20 protein-coding genes are annotated in these 18,723 nt (G+C 65.6%); 15 read left to right on the top strand and 5 right to left on the bottom strand.

Features of this window, described 5'->3' with window-relative positions:
* Position 1: 1 nt before the first annotated feature.
* The 4 genes from PVV74_RS00830 to miaA all read right to left on the bottom strand — a co-directional run bounded on the left by PVV74_RS00830 (position 2) and on the right by miaA (position 3,963).
* On the bottom strand, positions 2-334 hold the full coding sequence (locus PVV74_RS00830) for a cupin domain-containing protein (RefSeq protein WP_274591899.1): 333 nt from the start codon (positions 332-334) through the stop codon (positions 2-4).
* Between the two features lie 44 nt (positions 335-378).
* Positions 379-2,046: an ABC transporter substrate-binding protein gene (locus tag PVV74_RS00825; protein WP_274591898.1), complete on the bottom strand. Its 1,668-nt coding sequence runs from the start codon at positions 2,044-2,046 to the stop codon at positions 379-381.
* 117 nt (positions 2,047-2,163) lie between these two features.
* The gene (locus PVV74_RS00820) at positions 2,164-2,961 is read right to left on the bottom strand and encodes a helix-turn-helix domain-containing protein (protein WP_274591897.1); all 798 of its coding nucleotides are present in this window, start codon (positions 2,959-2,961) and stop codon (positions 2,164-2,166) included.
* A gap of 108 nt (positions 2,962-3,069) precedes the next feature.
* Positions 3,070-3,963: a tRNA (adenosine(37)-N6)-dimethylallyltransferase MiaA gene (miaA, locus tag PVV74_RS00815; RefSeq protein ID WP_274591896.1), complete on the bottom strand. Its 894-nt coding sequence runs from the start codon at positions 3,961-3,963 to the stop codon at positions 3,070-3,072.
* A 176-nt stretch (positions 3,964-4,139) separates the two neighbouring features.
* Between miaA and pyrH the strand changes: the two genes are divergently transcribed.
* From pyrH to PVV74_RS00745, 14 genes are all read left to right on the top strand, one after another.
* Positions 4,140-4,871, top strand: coding sequence for a UMP kinase (pyrH, locus tag PVV74_RS00810; protein ID WP_103761288.1), 732 nt, complete (start codon positions 4,140-4,142; stop codon positions 4,869-4,871).
* 122 nt (positions 4,872-4,993) lie between these two features.
* Positions 4,994-5,557 (top strand): ribosome recycling factor, encoded by a 564-nt coding sequence (gene frr / locus PVV74_RS00805; RefSeq protein WP_103761287.1) that lies wholly within the window; start codon positions 4,994-4,996, stop codon positions 5,555-5,557.
* 2 nt (positions 5,558-5,559) lie between these two features.
* Positions 5,560-6,300, top strand: a complete 741-nt coding sequence (locus PVV74_RS00800; protein ID WP_274591895.1) for an isoprenyl transferase — start codon at positions 5,560-5,562, stop codon at positions 6,298-6,300.
* Positions 6,297-7,082 (top strand): phosphatidate cytidylyltransferase, encoded by a 786-nt coding sequence (locus PVV74_RS00795; protein ID WP_274591894.1) that lies wholly within the window; start codon positions 6,297-6,299, stop codon positions 7,080-7,082. The genes PVV74_RS00800 and PVV74_RS00795 overlap by 4 nt, the downstream gene beginning before the upstream one ends.
* On the top strand, positions 7,079-8,251 hold the full coding sequence (gene dxr, locus PVV74_RS00790; RefSeq protein ID WP_274591893.1) for a 1-deoxy-D-xylulose-5-phosphate reductoisomerase: 1,173 nt from the start codon (positions 7,079-7,081) through the stop codon (positions 8,249-8,251). The genes PVV74_RS00795 and dxr overlap by 4 nt, the downstream gene beginning before the upstream one ends.
* A gap of 6 nt (positions 8,252-8,257) precedes the next feature.
* Positions 8,258-9,619 (top strand): RIP metalloprotease RseP, encoded by a 1,362-nt coding sequence (gene rseP / locus PVV74_RS00785; protein ID WP_103761284.1) that lies wholly within the window; start codon positions 8,258-8,260, stop codon positions 9,617-9,619.
* Between the two features lie 165 nt (positions 9,620-9,784).
* Positions 9,785-9,910: a hypothetical protein gene (locus PVV74_RS00780; protein WP_261391182.1), complete on the top strand. Its 126-nt coding sequence runs from the start codon at positions 9,785-9,787 to the stop codon at positions 9,908-9,910.
* Positions 9,911-10,033: 123 nt separating this feature from the next.
* Positions 10,034-12,352, top strand: a complete 2,319-nt coding sequence (gene bamA, locus PVV74_RS00775; RefSeq protein WP_274591892.1) for an outer membrane protein assembly factor BamA — start codon at positions 10,034-10,036, stop codon at positions 12,350-12,352.
* A gap of 1 nt (position 12,353) precedes the next feature.
* Positions 12,354-13,043: an OmpH family outer membrane protein gene (locus tag PVV74_RS00770; RefSeq protein WP_274591891.1), complete on the top strand. Its 690-nt coding sequence runs from the start codon at positions 12,354-12,356 to the stop codon at positions 13,041-13,043.
* Between the two features lie 105 nt (positions 13,044-13,148).
* Positions 13,149-13,613 carry a 3-hydroxyacyl-ACP dehydratase FabZ gene (fabZ, locus tag PVV74_RS00765; RefSeq protein ID WP_103761282.1) on the top strand — a complete coding sequence of 155 codons (465 nt, stop codon included), beginning with the start codon at positions 13,149-13,151 and terminating at the stop codon, positions 13,611-13,613.
* A 5-nt stretch (positions 13,614-13,618) separates the two neighbouring features.
* Positions 13,619-14,413 carry an acyl-ACP--UDP-N-acetylglucosamine O-acyltransferase gene (gene lpxA / locus PVV74_RS00760; RefSeq protein WP_274591890.1) on the top strand — a complete coding sequence of 265 codons (795 nt, stop codon included), beginning with the start codon at positions 13,619-13,621 and terminating at the stop codon, positions 14,411-14,413.
* Positions 14,414-14,420: 7 nt separating this feature from the next.
* Positions 14,421-15,341, top strand: coding sequence for an LpxI family protein (locus PVV74_RS00755; protein ID WP_274591889.1), 921 nt, complete (start codon positions 14,421-14,423; stop codon positions 15,339-15,341).
* Complete coding sequence (lpxB, locus tag PVV74_RS00750) at positions 15,338-16,489, top strand: lipid-A-disaccharide synthase (protein ID WP_274591888.1); 1,152 nt, start codon at positions 15,338-15,340, stop codon at positions 16,487-16,489. Before PVV74_RS00755 ends, lpxB begins: the two co-directional genes overlap by 4 nt.
* Before the next feature lie 56 nt (positions 16,490-16,545).
* Positions 16,546-17,058, top strand: a complete 513-nt coding sequence (locus tag PVV74_RS00745) for an REP-associated tyrosine transposase (protein WP_103761279.1) — start codon at positions 16,546-16,548, stop codon at positions 17,056-17,058.
* 9 nt (positions 17,059-17,067) lie between these two features.
* On the opposite strand, the gene mnmA is transcribed toward PVV74_RS00745, so the two are convergent.
* Positions 17,068-18,204, bottom strand: coding sequence for a tRNA 2-thiouridine(34) synthase MnmA (gene mnmA / locus PVV74_RS00740; protein WP_274591887.1), 1,137 nt, complete (start codon positions 18,202-18,204; stop codon positions 17,068-17,070).
* Positions 18,205-18,424: 220 nt separating this feature from the next.
* Between mnmA and sciP the strand changes: the two genes are divergently transcribed.
* A complete protein-coding gene (gene sciP, locus PVV74_RS00735; RefSeq protein ID WP_103761277.1) occupies positions 18,425-18,688 on the top strand; it encodes a CtrA inhibitor SciP in 264 nt (87 codons plus the stop codon).
* The last annotated feature ends 35 nt before the right edge of the window (positions 18,689-18,723 follow it).

Raw genomic sequence — 18,723 nt, 5'->3', positions numbered from 1 at the left:
CTCAGCCGTCGTAATCTTCGTCGGAGACCTTTTCCATCCAACGGACGGCGCTTCCGTCGATGCTTTCCTGAATGGCGATATGGCTCATGGCCGTGTCCGGCGATGCGCCGTGCCAGTGCTTTTCGTCCGCCGGAAACCACACCACGTCGCCTTGCCGGATCTCCTCGACCGGGCCGCCCTCGCGCCGAACGCGGCCCTTTCCGAAGGTGACATGAAGGCCAACGGCGCGGCCCGGGGCCTCGGCTGTGAAAAGCGGGTCGAGCCGCACGGTGCCGGTGAAATACTCGGCGGGGCCGGGAGATGATGGATTGGTGCCGGGGCGGGTGATTTTCATGCTGTGGCCTTTCGGGATGTCATGGCTGTCAGTCCGCGCCGCATTCAGCCGGTAAAGCCGATCTTGTGCAGATGGATCTCGTTCGAGGGGTGCTTTTCCGCCCCCACGACCCGGCCGTTGTGATGGTTGTAGAGCGTGCGCCAGTAGGGCTGGATGATCACACCTTCCTCGCGCAGGATGGATTGCAGCCTTTCCATCGTCTGTCGCCGCGTGTCGGTGTCGGTGATCGACAAGGCCCGGTCCAGAAGGCGGTCGAATTCTTCGTTGGCAAAGCCGGTCTCGTTCCACACGGCATTCGAGCGGTAGGCGAGGTCGAGCACTTGTACGCCCAAGGGGCGGTGATTCCACTGGGTGAGAGAGAACGGATAATCGCGCCAGTTCTGCCAGAAGGAGGCGCCGGGCTGGACCGTCCGGCGCACGGTCAGACCGGCGTCGCGCAGCTGCGCCGTGACCGCGTCGGCGGTGTTGCGCTGCCATTCGTCGTCGACGGTGATCAGCTCGTGCTCAAAGCCCAGCATGCCGATTTCCTCGAGGTCGGCGCGGGCCTGCGCGGCGTCGAAAGGCGCCGGGCCAAGATCGGCATGGGCGGGGTGGATCGGGCTGACATGGTCGTTGGCCGCGACCGTGCCATACCCGGAATAGCCAAGTTCGAGACAGGTCTCGTTGCGCACGGCCAGCGCCAGCGCCCGTCGCAGGGTGGCGTCGGCATAGGGGTAATCGCCGCCGAGCTCTGCCTTGGCGTTGCCGCGGATGACGATGGTGGCGGTGCTTTCGGTCTCGGTCCGGGTCCAGCCGCTGGCGTCCAGCACCTCGATGAAATCGCCGACGGATTCGTAGAGCAGGTCGATCTCGTCGGCCTCGACCGCGTCGATCCAGTTGGACGGGTTGGTGCCGAGATCGACGAATTCCACACGGTCCAGGTAAGGCCCGCCCAGAACGTCGGTGCCCCACCAGTCGTGATCGGTGTTGCGCTCCAAAACGCAGCGCCGGCCGACGGACAATTCGACGGGCCGGAAGGGGCCGGTGCCGATGCCATGCTCGAACGGATCGCCGCCGTCGTAGCTGGCATGCATCACCGCCGCCGGATAGTCGGACAGGTTGGCCATCAGCGCGATGTCCGGGGTGGCGAGCGTGAGGACAAGGGCGGTGTCATCAATGACGCGCACCGCATCCTCGCGAATCTGGCCCGAGGCGGAATCGCAGAGGCTCTTGAGCCTTGAGGCCATGGAGTTGCCCTTGACCGAGGCGTCGCACCAGCGTTCGAGGTTGCGGGCCACGTCGCGGGCGGTGAAGGGATCGCCGTTGTTCCACGTCACGCCGCCGCGCACGTTCAGGCGATACTCGGTCGCGTCGGAATTCACGTCCCAGTTTTCCAGAAGCATCCCGCGCACGGTGCCGTCGCGGCCGTATTCTACGAGGTATTCCAGGAAACCGCGGGTCTGGTTGGCCATCTCGCTCCAGTCATAGGTGCGGGGATCGCGGAGCGCCTTCACGTTCTGCTGGATGCGCAGCGTGCCGCCGGGAACGATTTGGGCCGGGTCCTGGGCGCGCGCCGGGGCCGGCAGGCCGGCCATCGACAGGGCCAGCGGGGCCGAGAGGCCAAGACCGCAGGCGCGGGTCAGAAACTCGCGCCGGTTCATCGTGCCACGCCTCAACGCGCGGTTCAGAGCGGGCAGGGCGGGATGCGGCGGGACGTCGGAGCGAGAGGACATGGGCGCGGGCCTTGAAACAAGCTTTGTGAATAGAAATGAGGCGTCAGGTCTCAGTTTCCATCCCGGCCGCGCGGAAATCAACCGGGTGGCGCTGAAATACCTGTGACCAACGCGATATCAGGCCGCTTTGCGCGGCGCGGCGCGGCGCAGGTCCGAGGGCGACTTGCCGGTATGGCGATGGATGAAGCGCGAGAAATAGGCGGCGCTGCTGAAGCCCAGCTCGGCCGCGACCTGGTTGGCGGGGCGGTCGGTGGTTTCCAGCATGTCGCGGGCGGCATGCAGGACGCGGCCCGTCAGCATGGCCGAGGCCGTCAGGCCCGCCGTCGACTTGCACACCCGGCTGAGATGCGTGGGTGTCACGCCAAGGTGCCGGGCCAGGTCCTGCATCGAGGTGCCGGTGGTGTAGTCGCGCTCGATCAGCGCGGCATACGCCTCGACCAGCCGATCCGCCGCGGTCGCGTCGGCGATTTCCTCGGACTTGGCCATCATGGCGCGACGCAGCCAGACTGTCAGAAGCTGGGCATGGGCGGTCATCGCCTCGTCCATGAAGTCGCGGGCCTCGTTCTGTTCGCGCTGCATGGTTTCCAGCAGGGTGGTCAGGTCGGCCTGCGCCCGCGGGTCGCGGACGCGCAGCAGCACCGGCTCGTCCGGCATGAGGATGCCGGTCCGGGGCGGGATGCGGCAGGCGAGACCGAAGCTTTGCGAGCCGGGATCGAGGGCGAAAAGCGCGCCGGCGGGCAGAACGAGCGCGGTATGTACCGCCAGCCCGCGCCGCCGGCCGCCGATCAGGCAGCGCCCTTGTCCGCGGGTGATCCACAGGAACACGTGATGCGGGTCGCTGTGCGGCAGGCTGGCGCGCCATGCGCCCGGGCCGATCCACTGCGCGAGCGTCTGGAGTTGCGGATGGGATGTCACTGTCCGGGGCCTCGATTGTCGTGATTCTGCACGGATCGCGCAGGGTTTGCATCGAATTGAGGTCAGGAATGTCCGATTCTGTACAGGGCTGACAAGGTCAAATCCCGGTCAGAGCATGGCGGCGGCGAGGGTTTGCCAGTTTTTCATGCGGGCGCGGAACCAGCTGCGTTGGCGCTTGGCATATTGCCTTGTGGCGATGATGGCGGCCTTGCGGGCCGCGTCGAGCGCCATCTCACCGTTGAGATGGGCGATGAGTTCGGGGGCGCCGATGGCCTTGGACGATTGATGCAACGCGGACCATGTGGCGAGGTTGTCGCGCGCCTCGTCCAGTGCGCCCGCCTCGAGCATCAGATCGAAGCGGTGTTCGATTCGCGGGGTGAGCCAGTCCTTGGGTGCGTCGATCAGCAGGCAGGTGGCGCTGTCGGGCGGCAGGAGCGGGGGCGGCGTGGCGTCCTGCCACTGGGCCAGCGGTTTGCCGGTGGCGCGCTGCACCTCCCACGCGCGTTGCACGCGCATCGGGTTGGCGGTGTCGATGCGCGCCCGGGTCTTGGGATCGAGATCGTCCAGCAGGCTTGTCAGGCCTTTGGCGGCAAGCAGCGCGTCGGCCTCGGCCCGGATCCCGGGTGGGGTGGCGGGAATCTCGGCCAGCCCTTCGGTCAGGGCCGAAAAGTAGAGCCCGGTGCCGCCGATGATGATCGGGCGGGGGCCATCGTTCAGCAAGGGTTGTAAATCCCGCAGCCAATGGCCCACGGAATAGGCGGCATCGCCCGGCACATGACCGTAGAGCGCGTGGGGCGCGCGGGCTTCCTCGTCCGGCGCGGGCCGGGCGGTCAGGATGCGCCAGTTGGCGAAGACCTGCAGCGCGTCGGCATTGATGATGCGCCCGCCATCGCGTTCCGCCAGCGCCAGCGCCAGGGCGGACTTGCCCGACGCGGTGGGTCCGGCGATGAGCACGGGCCGATCTGGGGGAATGCCGGGGGGAATGTCGGGCAGGGCGGTCATGGCCCCGGTTTAGGACGTTTCCGTGCCAGATTTAAGCGTCTTGCGCCGAAATTCGCGCTCCGGGTCCGGCGCGGGCCGGTTTGGCGATTGAACCCGGGGGCGTTTTCGCCCATTTTGCGCGCCAAGAAAGGACCCGCGCCGGGACCGTTCCAAGACCACGCCAAAGGAGCCGCCCCATGCCAGACGCCGACACCCCCGAGACCACGTTCAAGCGGGTCCTGCTGAAAATCTCCGGCGAGGCGCTGATGGGCGATGCGACTTATGGGCTGAATCCGCCGACGGTGGAGCGGATCGCACGCGAGGTGAAATCGGTCCACGACATGGGGGTCGAGATCTGCATGGTGATCGGCGGCGGCAACATCTTTCGTGGGTTGCAAGGCAGCGCACAGGGGATGGAGCGGACGACCGCCGACTACATGGGAATGCTCGCCACGGTGATGAACGCGCTGGCGATGCAGAGCGCGCTGGAAAAGCTGGGCGTCTTCTGCCGGGTGATCACGGCCATTCGCATGGACGAGGTGGCCGAGCCCTATATCCGCCGCCGCGCCGTGCGCCACCTTGAGAAAAAGCGGGTCTGCATTTTCGCCGCCGGAACTGGCAACCCCTATTTCACGACCGACACCGCGGCCACGCTGCGCGCCAACGAGATGGCCTGCGAGGCGATTTTCAAGGGCACGAAGGTGGACGGGGTCTATGACAAGGACCCGATGAAACACGACGACGCCACGCGGTTCGACGAGGTCAGCTATGACGAGGTGCTGGCCAAGCACCTCGGCGTGATGGACGCCAGCGCCATCGCGCTTGCGCGGGACAACAGCCTGCCGATCATCGTCTTTTCGCTCGATGAGCCCGGCGGCTTCCGGTCGATCCTTGACGGGACAGGCACGTATACCAAGGTGGGCGGCTAGGACATTCTGCGCGAAATCCACACGAAACCTGGGGCTTTCATACGGGACTGAGGCCTATACAATCGACGCGACTTGCCGGTATAGAGGCGAGACCATCGTTCGGCAGAACCAAGGGATTTAAGATGAGCGACGACTTCGAACTGGACACCAAGGACCTGGAGCGCCGGATGGAGGGCGCGATGAGCAGCCTGCGCACGGAATTCGCCTCGCTCAGGACGGGCCGGGCCTCGGCCTCGATGCTGGAGCCGGTGATGGTGGACGCCTATGGCGCGATGACACCGATCAACCAGGTGGGTACGGTCAATGTGCCCGAGCCGCGCATGGTGACGGTCAATGTCTGGGACAAGGGCCTTGTGAACAAGGTGGAAAAGGCCATCCGCGAAAGCGGGCTGGGCATCAACCCGCAGATGAACGGCACCATCATCATGCTGCCCATCCCCGAACTGAACGAGGAGCGCCGCAAGGAGCTTACCAAGGTCGCCGCGCAATACTCCGAGAACGCGCGCGTGGCCATTCGCAACGTGCGCCGCGACGGGATGGACCAGATCAAGAAGGCCAAGGCCGACGGCATGTCCGAGGATGACCAGAAATTCTGGGAAGAGGAAGTCCAGGAGTTGACCAACCAGCACATCAAGGCCGTGGACGAGGCGCTGGAGGCCAAGCAGGCCGAAATCATGCAGGTCTGAAAATGGCTGAGGCGCGCGACATGCAGGAGAAATCCGCCGGCCGGGGTCCGCGCCATGTGGCGATCATCATGGACGGCAATGGCCGCTGGGCGCAAAAGCGCGGGCGGCCGCGCCTGTTCGGGCACCATGCCGGGGCGCGCCGGGTGAAGGAGATCGTGACCGCCTGTCCCGACTTCGGGGTGGAGTACGTCACGATCTTCGCCTTTTCGACCGAGAACTGGAAACGCACGCAGACCGAAGTGGCGGGGCTGATGAGCCTGTTTCGCCGCTATATAATGAAGGAAATGCAGGAGTTCGTGCGCGAGAACGTGCGCGTGCGCTTCATCGGCGACCGGCCGCGGCTGGACGCGAAGCTTCGCCAGCTGATGGACGATGTCGAGGCGATGACCCAGGCCTGCACCGGCACGAACCTGACGATCGCGCTGAACTATGGTGGGCGCGACGAGGTGAGCCGTGCCACCCAACGCCTGGCCCGCGACGTGGCCGAAGGGCGCTTGAGCCCCGAGGACGTCAACGAGGAAACCCTGCCCAAGTATCTCGATACCTGTGTGCTGCCCGATCCCGACCTGGTGATCCGCACCTCAGGCGAGGCGCGGATCTCGAACTTTCTGCTGTGGCAGTCGGCCTATGCGGAATACGAGTTCATCGACACGCTCTGGCCGGATTTCACGCCGGACATCTTCGGCGAACTGCTGCGCGGCTATGGCGGGCGTGACCGGCGTTTCGGGGCCGTGACCGCATGAGCGCAGGCGGCGCGAAGTGGTCCGACCTGCGCCGCCGGGCGCTGTCGGGCGTGCTGATGCTGGTGCTGGGGGCGTTCGGTGTCTACCAGGGCGGGCTGTTTTTCGTGGTGATGGTCTGTGCCATCTGTGGCGCCATGGTGTGGGAAACCGCACGCATGTTCGCCACCCGCCAGGCCGTGGGTCTTGGCATCGCCGCAGGTGTGGTGATGCTGGCGCTGAATTTCCTGCCCGGAACCTTCGCGCTGCCGCTGATGCTGGGGCTGGCGCTGGTGGCGGCCAGCCAGACCGCCGAGGACGGGCCGCTGGCCTTTGTCGTGATCGCCTGGGTGCTGCTGGCCTGTTTCGCGCTGCTCTGGGTGCGGGCGGGGCATGAAACGCTGTGGATTCTCTGGCTGATCCTCGTGGTGATCGCATCGGACGTGGCGGGGTACTTTGCCGGGCGGATGCTGGGCGGGCCGAAGTTCTGGCCGCGCTTCAGCCCCAAGAAAACCTGGTCGGGGACCATCGCGGGCTGGCTTCTGGCCGGGATCGTGGGGCTGTTCTTCCTGCGGCCTCTGGGCATGGGGCTGGAACTGATACCGATGTCGATGCTGGCGGGCTTTGCCGGGCAGATGGGCGACATCGCCGAAAGCGCCGTGAAGCGCCGCAAGGGGATCAAGGACAGCTCCAGCCTCATTCCCGGGCATGGCGGTGTCTTTGACCGGTTCGACGCCATGCTGGGCGGCAGTGCCGCCGCGCTGCTGTTCTGGGCCGTGGGCCTGATGCCGGGGGCGGGCGGATGAAGCGGATCAGCATTCTGGGCGCGACCGGCTCGGTCGGGCAGAACACGCTGAGCCTGGTGCAGGGCAAGCGCGACCAGTTTCGCGTCGTGGCCCTGACCGGGGGGTGCAACATCGCGCAGCTGGCCCAGGACGCCATCGCCTGCGATGCCGAGATTGCCGTCACTGCCCATGACAGCCTGCTGGAGGATCTGCGCGCCGCGTTGCGCGGCACGGATATCGAGGCCGCCGCAGGCGCGACCGCGCTGACGGAAGCAGGTGCGCGGCCCGCCGACTGGGTGATGTCGGCCATCGTCGGCTTTGCCGGGCTGGCACCGGGGCTGGCGGCGTTGAAGGAAGGCACGACACTGGCGCTGGCCAACAAGGAATCGCTGGTCGCCGCCGGTCAGCTTCTGATGGGTACTGCGCGGCGGGCGGGCGGTCGCATCCTGCCCGTGGACAGCGAGCATTCCGGCATTTTCCAGGCGCTGGTGGGCGAGGACGCCGCCGCCGTGCAGCGCATCATCATCACCGCCAGCGGCGGCGCGTTTCGCGACTGGCCGCTGGAGCAGCTGATCCACGCCACCCCCGCCGAGGCTGCGACCCATCCCAACTGGGACATGGGCCAGCGGATCACCATCGATAGCGCCTCGATGTTCAACAAGGCGATGGAGATGATCGAAACGCGCGAGTTCTTTGGCGTGCGGCCTGACCAGATCGAGGTGCTGATCCATCCCGAATCCCTGGTGCACGCGATGGTGCATTACGTGGACGGCGCGATGATGGCCCATATGGGTCCGCACGACATGCGCCACGCCATAGGCTACGCGCTGAACTGGCCCCAGCGGCTCGACCTGCCGGTCGCCGCGCTGGACCTTGCCGCCACCGGCAGGCTGAGTTTCGAGACGCCGGACACCGAGCGGTTTCCGGCGCTGCGCCTGGCGCGCGAGGTGATGGAGGCGCGTGGCCTTATGGGGGCGGTCTTCAACGGTGCCAAGGAACGGGCGCTGGATCACTTCATCGCCGGAAAGATCGGCTTCATGCAGATGAACACGATCGTCGAAGAGGTGTTGGCGCGGCTTGCCGAGCATGACAAGATCGCCCAAAGGCCGATGACCCTTGATACAACAGCGCGCGCGGACCATCTGGCAAGGATGTATGTCGACAGCGTGGCGAAAGAGCAGGACGGATAAAAAACCTTGGACGGAATAAACTTTCTCCCGCAGTTCGGCGGCCTTGCGCTGACGCTTCTGGCCTTTTTCGCCGCCCTGTCGGTCATCGTGGCGATCCACGAATACGGCCATTACATCGTCGGGCGCTGGTGCGGGATCAAGGCGGATGTCTTCTCGTTGGGTTTCGGCCCGGTTCTGTTCAGCCGCGTGGACAAGCACGGCACACGCTGGCAGCTCGCGGCGCTGCCCTTTGGCGGCTACGTCAAGTTCATGGGCGACGCGAATGCCGCCAGCGGCACCAGTGACGGCAGCGTCGCCGAAATGCCGCCCGAGATGAAACGCAAGACCATGCTGGGCGCGCCGCTCTGGGCGCGGACGCTGACCGTGGCGGCGGGGCCGGTCTTCAACTTCATCCTGTCGATCCTTGTCTTCGGCGCCATCATGATGAGCCAGGGCAAGGTGACCGAACCTTACGTGATATCGGATTTGCGCCCGCTGCCGTTCGATGGTGTCACGCTTCAGCAGGGCGACGAATTGCTGGCGATCGAGGGGCGCGAGATCCCCACGATGATCAACATGGACCAAGCCGACGAGGACGCCTTCCGCGCCTTCATCGATGCTCTGCCGCAGGAACCTTTGCTGACCTACGAGGTGCGCCGCGATGGCGAGATCGTCGAGGCGATGGGCCCGCACCCGCAGCCGCCGTTGGTCACACAGCTGTCGCCGCGCTCGGCGGCCTTCGAGTCGGGGCTGAAGCAGGAAGACGTGATCGTCGGCCTCGACGGCGGGAATATCTATGCCTTCGATCAGCTCAAGGACGTGGTCGAGGGCTCGGACGGGGCGACGTTGGCTCTGGACGTGTGGCGCGACGGCGAGGTGATGGATTTCGACCTGACGCCGCGCCGGGTGGACGAGCCGCAGGAAGACGGCGGGTTCGAGACCAACTGGCGGATCGGCATCGTCGGCGGCTTGCCCTACGAGCTTCAGACCGGGCCGCGCGGATTCGGCGAATCCCTGTCGGGCGCCTTGGCTCAGACCTGGGCGGTCATCTCGGGCTCGATCTCGGGCCTGTATCACATGATCACGGGCGCGATCAGCAGCTGCAACATGTCCGGCCCCATCGGCATCGCCGAAGTGTCGGGCGCCATGGCCAGCCAAGGCGTGGACAGCTTCATCTGGTTCATCGCGGTCCTGTCGACGGCCGTTGGCCTGCTGAACCTGTTTCCCATCCCGGTACTGGATGGGGGGCACCTGGTGTTCTACGCCTACGAGGCCGTGGCGGGACGCCCGCCGAGCGACCGGGCGCTGCGGCTCATGATGACGGTGGGCCTGACGTTGGTTCTGGGGGTGATGCTGTTCGCCTTGTTCAACGACATTTTCTGTCCCTGAGCGGATTGTTTTGCGACGCCGCCCCGGGGGGCGCGTCGCGGGGCAGGGCGCGGCGCGGGCCCGCCGCCATGGAATTACCACAATTCCTGCCCGACTATCGTCATAATGAAATCGGAAAACTGCGGGTAGCGTCTGACCGAATACGAATCGAAAGCCCGGAATCAAATGCAACATGTTCTGAACGGATATCGCGGGATGACCCTGTTGGTGAACCTCAACTGGGACCGGATTCTCTATCTTGCCACCATCGCCGTCGCCCTTTGGGCTGGCGCCTTCGTCGGTTCGCTCTGAGGCGTGGCGCCCGGCCTGCGGCCAAGAGGACGCAATCTCTAAAAATCTCCCATACTCGTTTTGACAACCCCCAACGGAGACGGTAGTGCTTTTGCCCACTGGGATGGCTGATTGGGATCGCTTATGAAACTGTCGATCGGGTTGGGGACGAAGCGCTTTTCAGGGCTCTTTCCAACACACCGTTTTCTTTCGCTGCTTTTCGCGGTCGGCCTGCTGGCCGCCGCCTTGTCCGTCGCCACCGAGGCGCAGGCGCAAAGCTATCGCTTCACCAACGTGTCCATCGAGGGCAACCAGAGGATCGAGGGCGGTACGATCCTCAGCCAGGCGGGCATCGCCCGTGGCGAGACGATCAGCGCCGGTCAGTTGAACGATGCCGCGCAGCGTATTCGCGCCAGCGGTCTTTTCGAGGACGTGCAGGTCATTCCGCAGGGCAACACGCTGGTGATCCGGGTTATCGAGTACCCGACGATCAACCGCATCGCCTTCGAGGGCAACCGGCGCATCAAGGACCCCGACCTGCAAAGCTTTATCGAAAGCGAACCGCGCCAGGTTTTCAGCCCCACCCGCGTTGAGCGCGACGTCGCGATCCTGACCGAAGCCTACGAAGAGAACGGGCGCGTATCGGCCCGCATTCAATCCAAGGTCATCCGGCGGAGCGACAACCGTATCGACCTTGTCTTCGAGATCTTCGAAGGCGGTGCGATCGAGGTGAACCGCGTCAGCTTTGTCGGCAACCGCGCCTATTCCGACCGCCGCCTGCGCCGCGTCGTGGACAGCAAGCAGGCGGGTATCCTGCGCGCCATCGTCGCGCGCGACACGTTCAATGCCGAGCGACTGGAATTCGACAAGCAGGTGCTGCGTGATTTCTACCTGTCCCGTGGCTATGTCGATTTCCGTGTCACCGGCACCAATGCCGAGCTTGCGCAGGAACGTGACGGCTATTTCGTGACCTTCAATGTGCAGGAAGGGCAGCAATTCCGCTTTGGGCAGATCACGACGACCAGCGAGATTCCCGAGGCCAATGCCGCCGATTACCAGAACGTGCTGCGGATCCGCTCGGGCGTGGTCTATTCGCCGACGCTGGTCGAGAACTCGATCGCGCGGATGGAACGGCTGGCGATCCGCCGGGGCGTCGATTTCCTGCGGGTCGAGCCGGTCATCACCCGCAATGAACGGGACCTGACGCTGGATATCGAGTTCATGCTGGTGCGTGGTCCACGCGTCTTCGTCGAGCGGATCGACATCGAGGGCAATACGACCACGCTGGACCGGGTGATCCGCCGCCAGTTCACACCCGTCGAGGGCGACCCCTTCAACCCCCGCCAGATCCGCGAAGCCGCCGAGCGCATCCGCGCGCTGCGCTACTTCGAGGACGTGGAAGTCAACGCGCGCGAAGGGTCGGACCCCAGCCAAGTCGTGGTCGACGTGGATGTCGAGGAAACCACCACCGGCACGCTGTCCTTCGGTGGCAGCTATAGTTCGGACGGCGGTTTCGGCCTGACGCTGGGCTTTTCCGAGCGCAACTTCCTGGGCCGCGGCCAGCGGGTGACGGCGCAGATCTCGGCCTCGGCCGACACTGCCAACTACAACCTTGCCTTCGCTGAACCGGCCTTCCTGGGCCGGGACGTCGAATTCGCGATCCAGACCTCGCTGCTGGAAACCGATGGCAACAACGCGCTGTATGACACAGTCCAGGGCGTGCTTCAGCCCAGCCTGACCTTCCCGGTTGCCGAGAACAGCCGTCTGACACTCTACTACAAGGCCGGCTACCAGGAGATGGACGACTATGTCGGCGTCTCACCCACGCTGGCCGCGGAAGTCGCGCAAGGTGATTTTTTCACCAGCGGCGTCGGCGCGCGCGTCGTCTTCGACACGCGGCGCACGGGACTGAACCCCAATGCCGGCGTTCTGCTCGATGCGGGCGTAGAATATAACGGGGTTGGTGGCGACCTCGAGTTCATGAAGTACTCCATGCGCGTGGCCGCGCAAAGACTTGCCTTTAATGAAGAGATCACGCTGCGTGCCTCTCTCGAGGCGGGTGCGCTGGATTTCATGGGCGGTGATCGGTCCCGCGCCATCGACCGTTATACCGGTCAGGTCATGCGCGGCTTCGATTCCAACGGCATGGGCCCGATCCAGAATGGCGAACATCTGGGCGGCAACCTTTTTGCCGTGGCCAAGTTCGACGTGGAGTTTCCGCTGGGCACGCCCGAGGAATTCGGCCTGTCGGGCGGCGCGTTCTACGATGTCGGCGCGATCTGGAATGTCGATACGATCGGCGCGGCGCAATCCACCGGGTTCAATGCGCGCCACGTGGTTGGCCTGTCCCTGTTCTGGGAATCGCCATTCGGTCCGCTGCGGCTGAACTTCTCCAAGGCGCTTCAGAAAGAGCCGGGCGACATCGAGCGCGAGTTCGATATCACGGTCCGCACGGAATTCTGACATGACACCGCTACGGGCCCTGCTGATGTCGGTGGCCCTGCTGGCGGCCCCGGGGTGGCTCGTCGGCGGCCCCGTGCCCGCGGCGGCGCAAAGCGTCGGCGTGGTGCAAAGCGACATCCTGGTGGTGGACCCCGAACGCCTGTTCGAGGAAACCCGCCTGGGTCAGGCGATCACCGCCCAGCTTCAGCAAGAGCGCGAAGACCTGATCGCCCTCAACCGCAAGCTGGAGGCCGAGCTCGAGGCCGAGGAGCTTGCCCTGACCGAGCAGCGCGACACCTCCTCGCCCGAGGAATTCCGAGACCTTGCTGACGCCTTCGACGAACGGGTCCAGACGATTCGCGCCGACAGCCAGCGCCGTGTGCGCGAGCACGAGCGCAACCGCGAACGTGCGCCCCTTGATTTCATGCGCCGGGTCGAGCCGGTTCTGGTCGAACTGATGCGCGAGGCCGGGGCCGCGGTGGTGATGGATCGCCGCACTGTGCTGCTTCAGGCCGACGTGGTCGACATCACCAGCGCCGCGGTCCAGCGCATCGACGCCACGCTGGGCCCCGCCGCGCAGGACGCGGGCGGCGCCGGCACGGACGAGGGCGCATCCGACGCCCCGGATGCCACTCCCGACAGGGAACCTGAGCCCGGCACCGACCCAGACAGTGAGCGCGACAGCGACCCTGAAAACGCCCCCGCGGAATAGCCGTCCGGACCGCCGCCGCGCTTGCCCCGCTGACTCCAAGTTGCTAAGCGGGGACACCGCGGGCAGGTTCTGTTCACGGCCAAAGGCAGAAGGAAGAGACCCCTCATGACCACGTCCCTCGACAGCGCCGATATCGGACGCATCCAACGCCTGATTCCGCATCGCTATCCGTTCCTGCTGGTGGACAAGGTCGTGGACATGGACGGCTATCAATCCGCCCGCGGCATCAAGAACGTCACGATGAACGAGCCGCATTTCCAAGGGCATTTTCCCGCCAAGCCGATCATGCCCGGTGTCACGATCGTCGAAGCGATGGCCCAGACCGCCGCCGTCATGGTGGGCGCCGCGCTGGAAATGGAGGACCGCGAGCTGCTGGTCTATTTCATGGCGATCGAGGCCTGCAAGTTCCGCCGCATGGTGGTCCCCGGAGACGTGCTGGAGTTGAAGGTGAACACCACGCGCGGCAAGCCGGGCGGTAAGGTCTGGCGTTTCCACGGCGAGGCGACGGTCGCGGGCGAACTGGCCTGCGAGGCGGATTTCACCGCCATGATGGACATGCCGAAGGAGTAAGCCGCATGGCCGAGACGCGCATTCATCCAAGTGCGGTCATTGACGAGGGCGCCCAGATCGGCGCCGGGGTCGAGATCGGCCCGTTCTGCCATGTCGGCCCCGACGTCCGCCTCGGCGATGGCGTGGTTCTGAAATCCCACGTGGTTGTCACCGGCGACACGCAGGTGGGGGACGAGACGGTGATCTTTTCCTTCGCCTGTATCGGAGAGATCCCGCAGGACCTGAAATTCGCGGGCGAGAAGACCAAGCTGGTGATCGGCCAGCGCAACCGCATCCGCGAGCATGTCACGATGAATTCCGGCACCGAGGGCGGCGGCGGCATCACCCGCGTGGGCGATGACGGGCTTTTCATGGCCGGCTGTCACGTCGCCCATGACGTGCAGGTGGGCAACCGGGTGATCATCGTCAACAACGCCGCCCTTGCAGGGCATTGCGTGGTCGAGGATGACGTGATCATCGGCGGCCTGTCTGGCGTGCACCAATGGGTGCGCATCGGGCAGGGCGCGATCATCGGCGCGGTCACCATGGTGACCAACGACGTCATTCCCTACGGCCTGGTCCAGGCGCCGCGCGGACATCTGGACGGGCTGAACCTCGTCGGGCTCAAGCGGCGGGGCGTGGCCCGCAAGGACATCACCGCGCTGCGCGCCGCGTTCCAGATGCTGGCGCAAGGCGAAGGCGCATTCCAGGACCGCGCCCGCCGACTGGGCGAGGAAACCGAGAGCGCATATGTTCGCCAGATCGTGGATTTCGTGCTGGCCGAAAGCGACCGGTCCTTCCTGACCCCGGGCGCGGGTTGAGGCGCCGATGACGCTGGCGCTGATCGCCGGGCAGGGTGGCCTGCCACCGCAGCTGGTGCGGGTTTTGCTGGCCCGTGGCGAGGTGCCGGTCGTCTGCGAGATCGAGCAGTTCCCCTCGGATGTGAAAGGCGAGGTGCCGCGGCTTGGCTTTCGGCTCGAAACGCTGGGAACCTTCATCGCCACCGCCAAGGAGATCGGCGTCACCCGGATCTGCATGGCCGGGGCCATGCGCCGCCCGCCGATCGACCCGTCTCAGATCGACGCCGCGACAATGCCGCTGGTGCCCAAGGTGCAGGCGGCGCTGAGCACTTCCGGCGATGACAGCACGCTGCGCATTTTCACCGAGATTTTCGAAGAGGCCGGCATCGAGGTTATCGGTGCGGCCGATATCGACCCCTCGCTGCTGCCGCCCGAGGGTTTGACCGGGACGTTGCCGGACGGCGTGGAGCAAGATATTGCCGTGGCAGAGGCGGCGCTGGCCGAATTGGCCGCGGCCGATGCCGGGCAGGCCGTGGTGGTGCGCGGTGGCAAGGTGATCGCCCGCGAGGACGCCCGCGGAACCGATGCCATGCTGAGCGATCTTTGTCCCGAAACCCCGGACCACGGCGTCTCGCATGATCCGTTCGAGATGATGGGCGACATGCTCGACAGCGTTGCCGACTGGCTGAGCGGCCCGGTGGCCGAGGCGCGCGCGGCGGAGGACACCAGCGATGGCGGCCTCCTCTACAAGGCGCCGAAGCCGGGGCAGGAATTGCGCGTGGACATGCCGCTCATTGGCCTTGGCACCGTGATGCGTGCCGCCGAGGCCGGGCTGGCGGGCATCGTGATCGAGGCAGGCGGCGTGATGCTGCTCGACCCCGAGGGCGTGGCCGAAGTGCTGCGCGCGCAAGGCATGTTCCTGTGGGTGCGGCCACGGGGCGGGGCATGAAGGTCTTCGTCATCGCCGGCGAGGCATCGGGCGACCGGCTGGGGGCCGCGCTGATGGCGGGCCTGAAATCGCTGAGGCACGTGGAATTCGCAGGGGTGGGCGGCGACCAGATGCAGGCCGAGGGGTTCACGTCGCTCTTTCCCATGGAAGAGTTGAGCGTCATGGGGCTGGTCGAGATCCTGCCCAAGTATTTCCACCTCAAGCGCCGCATCCGTGAAACCGCCCAAGCCGCGATCGACTATGCGCCCGACGTGGTGATCAGCATCGACAGCCCGGATTTCTGCCTGCGCGTGGCGAAGATCATCAAGGACCGCAGCGACCTGCGCACCGTGCATTACGTCGCCCCCTCGGTCTGGGCGTGGCGGCCCAAGCGGGCCGACAAGATGGCAAAGGTCATCGACCAGGTCCTGGCGCTGCTGCCGTTCGAGCCGCCCTACCTGGAGGCCGCGGGCGTGGACTGCGATTTCGTCGGGCATCCGGTGGTAAATGATGAACCCGCGTCCGAAGCGGAAATCGCGGGGTTCCGCGCCGATCACGGCCTGGGCGACGCGCCGGTGCTGCTGGTGCTGCCCGGGTCGCGCGGCAGCGAAGTGGCGCGTCTCGGCCCGATTTTCGGAGACGCGATCCGGCAGGTTTGCGCGGCGAAACCCGAGTTGCGACTGGTGATCCCGACCGTGGCGGCCCGCACCGAACAGGTCACGGTGCTTGTGGCGGACTGGCCCGGCGCCCCGGTTGTGGTCGGGCCGACAGGGCAAGTTCAGGCCGACAAGCGGCGCAAAGCCGCGGCCTTTGGCTGTGCTCAAGGTGCGCTGGCGGCGTCGGGCACCGTGTCGTTGGAACTGGCCGCCGCCGACACGCCGATGGTCATCGCCTATGACGCGGCATGGCTGACGCGCGAGATCATCCGCCGGATGCTGATCATCGACACGCTCACGCTGGTCAACCTGGTGTCGGAAACCCGCGCCATCCCCGAATTCAACGGCGAGCGGTGTCGCGCGGATCTCATCGCGCCCGGCGTTCTGGACATGCTCGACAATCCGGGCCCGCAGCGCGACGCGATGCGCCTGACGATGGAACGGCTGGGCCGTGGCGGCGAGGATCCGGGCCTGCGTGCCGCCCGCGCGGTGCTGGACCGGATGCCCGGCTAACGGATCGCGCGCCCGCGTCAATCGTCCATTAATGGGAATCGCCCAAGCTTCGGGGCATGGTACAGCTTCTTCCTCTTCGCCGCCGGGGCGAAACGAGTTTCGTGACCCTGACCCTGATCGAGCCCGATGCCACGACACTGGTCGATGAAATCGAGCACTTGCAGGGCGCGGTGCGGATTGTCCGCGACCTTTGGCCATTCGAAGTCGACGCCTGGGTCGTTCTGCCCGACCACTTGCACGCAGTCCTGACTTTGCCTTTCCGAGACGGCGATCTCTCCATCCGGCTTTCCACGATCAAGGCAAGATTCGCGGCGTGCGTTTCGAAAAGGGCGATGACCCCCAGCCAGATCGCGGCGGGCGGCGCGCATCTGTGGTCTCCGCATGACAAGATCGAGCCGATCCGCACCCGCGCCGAGATGGAAACATTCCGACGCCATTGCTGGACCGATCCGGTGCGCCACGGGTTTGTCAGCGATCCGCATGACTGGCCCTGTTCGTCCTATCACCGCAACAGCCGGACCGATCCGCGGAACACTGAACCGCTCGCGACCATACGCGCCTCGGCCTGAGCCGCGCGGTCAGCCTTTCCAGATCCAGCCACCGCCAAGAATGCGGCTGCCCTCGGTTTCGTAGAACACGCAGGCCTGCCCGGGTGAAACACCTTCCTCGGCCACCATCAGCTCGACCTCCGCCGTGTCCGGCCCGGTGGGGCGGATGACCGCCTCGCGCGGGGGGCGGGTGGAGCGGACCTTGACCGACACGTGCCACTCGGGACGGCTCTGGAAATCCTCGTCGCCCAGCCAGTTGATCTCGCGCACCGGCACGGTGCGGGTCGCCAGCATATCTTTGGGTCCGACGATCACGCGCTGCGTATCGACGTCGAGTTTCACCACGTAAAGCGGCTCTTCCAGGCCGCCGATGCCAAGGCCCCGGCGCTGGCCGATCGTGTAGTGGATCACGCCGTCATGCCGCCCCAGCACGCGGCCGTCGGCATGGACGATCTCGCCCGGCTCGGCGGCACCCGGACGCAGCTTTTCGATCACCGACGCATAGTTGCCGTTTGGCACGAAGCAGATGTCCTGGCTGTCGGGCTTGTCCGCCACGGGCAGTCCATAGCGCGCCGCCAGTTGCCGTGTCGCGTCCTTGGACGGCAGGTGCCCCAGCGGAAAGCGCAGGAAGTCCAGCTGTTCCGGCGTGGTCGAGAACAGGAAATAGCTCTGATCGCGATTGGCGTCCGCCGCGCAATGCAGCTCCGGCCCACGGTCGCCCAGCTTGCGCTGGATATAATGCCCCGTCGCCATGCAATCGGCATCGAGATCCTTCGCCGTCTCCAGAAGGTCCTTGAACTTCACCCGCTCGTTGCAGCGGATGCAGGGCACGGGCGTCGCACCCGCAAGATAGCTGTCGGCGAACTCGTCGATCACCGCGTCCTTGAAGATGTTCTCGTAATCCAGCACGTAATGAGGGAAGCCCATCTCCTCGGACACGCGGCGGGCATCGTGGATGTCGACCCCGGCACAGCAGGCGCCCTTCTTGGCCAGCGCCGCGCCATGGTCGTAAAGCTGCAGCGTCACACCCACCACGTCATAGCCTTCCTCGGCCAGCTGCGCCGCCACGACGGAACTGTCGACGCCGCCGGACATGGCAACGACGACCCGTGTGTCGGCGGGGGCCTTGGGAAATCCAAGCGAGTTCAGTTCAGGATCGAGCGGCATGGCAGGGCTCCGGTTTCGCCGAATATAGGGGCGATCTGGCGCGTGTGAAGAGGGCGCGGTGTGGCCTGTCGCGACGCAAGTGTCAACCCGCCCGCGCTCTGAGGGCCCTTGCAGGACGCGCTTTTAGAAAAATCCGATGCATTCGGCCCGCGCCGTTTCACCCGGCGTTAAGGACAATTCCGGAATGTTGGCCCGGTGATGTCGTAAGGGGTGAACCAGGATGTATCTCAAGAAAGTCGAAGGCCCCCGCGCCGTGACGCTGCCCGATGGCACGGTCATGACGCGCGCGGACCTTCCGCCACCGGACACGCAGCGATGGGTGGCGTCGCGTAAACTTCAGGTTGTCAGGGCCGTGGCCCACAGCCTGATCACACAGGCCGAGGCGCAGGACATGTACCAGATCAGCCCCGAGGAATTCAACGAGTGGCTGGACGCCGTTTCCCGGCATGGGGAACACGGATTGAAGGTCACTGTCGCAAAATGAGTCGACAACCTAAAGTAGTGCGCGCTAATTGTTCT

Origin of the sequence: Roseovarius sp. SK2 (assembly GCF_028807495.1) — a bacterium.
Taxonomy (GTDB): domain Bacteria; phylum Pseudomonadota; class Alphaproteobacteria; order Rhodobacterales; family Rhodobacteraceae; genus Roseovarius; species Roseovarius confluentis.
Note: the sequence above shows the minus strand (reverse complement) of the source record. Positions and strands in the feature narration are given on the sequence as shown.